At 40.8% G+C, this 2,896-nt stretch carries 4 protein-coding genes; 2 read left to right on the forward strand and 2 right to left on the reverse strand.

Annotation, left to right across the window (positions count from 1 at the left end; genetic code table 11):
• The coding region (locus C446_RS18665; protein ID WP_152419397.1) for a hypothetical protein at positions 1-183 on the reverse strand (183 nt) is incomplete at its 3' end.
• A 99-nt stretch (positions 184-282) separates the two neighbouring features.
• Here C446_RS18665 and C446_RS18670 point away from each other — a divergent pair.
• Entirely contained in the window at positions 283-516 is a 234-nt protein-coding gene (locus C446_RS18670) for a DeoR family transcriptional regulator (protein ID WP_159483882.1), read from the forward strand.
• Between the two features lie 572 nt (positions 517-1,088).
• Positions 1,089-1,598, forward strand: a complete 510-nt coding sequence (locus tag C446_RS07305; protein ID WP_006672445.1) for a hypothetical protein — start codon at positions 1,089-1,091, stop codon at positions 1,596-1,598.
• A 344-nt stretch (positions 1,599-1,942) separates the two neighbouring features.
• Here the strand turns inward: C446_RS07305 and C446_RS18675 are convergent.
• Positions 1,943-2,896: tyrosine-type recombinase/integrase (locus C446_RS18675; protein WP_152419399.1), on the reverse strand; the 954-nt coding region annotated here is incomplete at its 5' end.

Genomic DNA, 2,896 nt, shown 5'->3' on the forward strand with positions numbered 1-2,896 from the left:
GACTCCACGCACGGAGACCTCGGAGGCTTGGGATATCTCGTCGGGTACATCTTCTCCATCTACACCATGTATTGTAAGAATTATTATACCTTCCTGAACACCGCTTTTAGACACTGTAACCGCTACTGTCTCTACTTTAGCAATCTTTTCAACAAAATTTTCTATGTCTATTTTGTCATACATAGTACCATTCTTAATAAAGATATTTTTATATAAATGTTTTGGTTTTGGTCTGTTGTTATCTGAAGAGATTATATGGGGTTGTATTCGAGATACTATTCTATGTCTGATACAAGGCAGAACTTTCTCACAGTTCTCACGAGCATAGCAGTATGGACGGAAGAACAGCGGCGTGGGTTCACAGTTTCAGAACTCGCAGAACATACATACGGAGTTTCTGAACGGACGGTGAGAAGGTGTGTTAGAGACCTTCAGCAGGATGGATTTGTGAAGAAGCGAGAAGATGGGTTGTATTATCCGCTGATGACTATCCAGCCTTCTATTTTCCACCCTTGACCCTGATTTTGAGAGTGTGTATATCGGGCTATGCTACTCAGCCCGCACTCCCAGTATAGTAACCCAGACCAGACTGGCACTATTATCGCTATCTCACCCTATCGGTATAGCAAATTAGTATCGAAGATACTAAATTTGCGGTGCGGTGTCGGAGCGAGAAATGACATGACAGCCGCTGTCAGGTTGAAGTCAAAATAAAAAAGTTCAGTCAGAAGGTCGTCAATCGTTACAAACTCGAAATCTCAATCGCCTTATTCTCCCACTCTCTACTATGTGAAACCGTCTTAGCCCGCCGCATGGAATCCTGCCACGCATCCCACATCGTATAATTTCCAGCCTGCCCCTCGCACTCATCGAGAACAACATACGAGAGAGTGTTCTTAATTTGTTCGTCCCACGCTTCCAAACCTGTTTTAAACTCTGTACCACTTTCAGACATGCTTTCTGTTTGTATCATAAATCTAACATTTAGATACCCGCCCGTATAAGACTTTGCAATCTCCGTATAAAGAGGTATTACATTATGCCAAAAGTAACACTTTTAATACCTACCCCCTAACATAACTAACGCAATGAGCAAACGAAAGACAATTCTAATTCATCAGGATAACGAAGAATGGGTAGAAAACGCAGTAGACAACTTCAGCGGGTTGGTTAACAGACTCCTGAGAGAAGAGCGAAAAGCGATGGAAATGTCAGCGGAAGAACAACTTCAGGAGCAACTGAACGAAATTCAGGAAGACCTCGCAGAACAGAAGCAGACACTCGAAGAGAAGCAGGAAGAAAAACAAAAAATTGAGAACAGACTCAAAAACCTCAACGAAGCACAGAAAGAGAGAGAAGAAGAGGTCATTATGATGGTAGAACGCCTCTATCAGAACAACACTAACCCTAACCGATGGGTTCAAATGTTTAAGAATAAAGCACTCGTGGGAGACCCAAACGACCTATTCGAATTCATCGTAGAGGAAACAGAACTCCTCCACAACACAGGCGATAAAGTCGTGCTAAACGCAACCGAAGACCCTTCCGATGAAATCAATGAAGTCAGAAGTTGGGTTCAGGAACAGCAGGGCAACTAATTTTTTTCACAGGGGCTTTACCCCAATGTATGATGTAATACCCATAGTGTAATTATCATACATATATTTCAATCATACAGTAGTTTTCTGTTGAATCAGACAACCTTTACCCCAATGTATGATGTGTTACCCCTAATGTAATTGTAATACTGTCAAAGGATAACACACCGAGCAACTCCATAGTAGATAACAGGGAACAGCCTTCCTTACTGCGGTTTTAGAAATATAACGAACATATAGGTGTTACAATTACATACAGGGTATGATGTAATACATTAACTCTTCTAGAAGCTATAATATAACTATACTATGTTAACATACAACATAGTAAAAATCTCTGTTATCTACTCCGACTCTATCTGAGATGTGGAATAGACCTTCGGTCTGTATCTCTCATTTTGCTCTTTAATGTCTTCGTCGTCTGTTTGTAAATAGGTGTTTGCTGTCGTTTTAACGGTGTTTCCGAGCATATCTGCGATGTACTTTATCGAGCATCCATTCTGAAGTCTCTGTACCGCAAAACTGTGTCTGAATGAATGGGCTGTTACTCTGTTGAGAGAGTCACCTTTTGCGTTTTCTCCGAGTGAATCCTGAACGCCACTTCTTTCTGCGATTTTAACGATATTAGAATTAATCGCATGAGGTGTTAGCCGTGTTCCCTGCCAGTTGATAAAGAGGGCATCTGTTTCTGGATTTGGGTATATTGTGTCTCGGTGTCTATTGATGTATGTTCTGAGTTTTTGCTCTGTACTGAAATCAAACCATACAGAACGGGTGTCGTTAGATTTTGCTGAATCAATTGTGATTTTATTTTCGTTGAAATCTATATCTTCAATATCTATTTTTGAACATTCCGACCTTCTAACTCCTGTTTCCCATAAAATTCGGAGAATACATTCGTTGCGTAGTGAATCCGTAGATTGGAGCATTTTAATGTACTCATCTGTTTTTATGTGAGGTACTTTATCAGAGTCCTGTATAACCGTGTTAGTGTTGAGTTTGAGGTCTGATTTATTGAATAGGTTTAGAAAATCAAAGTGGTTGTATTTGCGGGTTAAACCCTGTATAGGGTTTATTTCGTTGCTGATGGTTGCTTCTCTAACTCCTGAGTTTTTGCGATTGGTGGAGTAAATGCTGATGTGGTCGGGGTGAATGTCTTCAACTGTTTCTAACTCTATTCCTTCAGAGTTCAGTATTTCAACAAACTGTGGGAGTATGCGTTTACGCTCTCGCTCGGATGCGTGAGAGTCCGCATCTTCAATATAGGACTCTATAGCGGTTTCAATATCTGTGTCGGG

It is taken from the genome of Halobiforma nitratireducens JCM 10879 (genome assembly GCF_000337895.1).
GTDB classification, from domain to species: domain Archaea; phylum Halobacteriota; class Halobacteria; order Halobacteriales; family Natrialbaceae; genus Natronobacterium; species Natronobacterium nitratireducens.

What these genes read in the sequence shown, in the direction of transcription:
- C446_RS18670 (WP_159483882.1), top strand. Translation starts at nt 283, where the DNA reads ATGTCTGATACAAGGCAGAACTTTCTCACAGTTCTCACGAGCATAGCA.
- C446_RS07305 (WP_006672445.1), top strand. Translation starts at nt 1,089, where the DNA reads ATGAGCAAACGAAAGACAATTCTAATTCATCAGGATAACGAAGAATGG.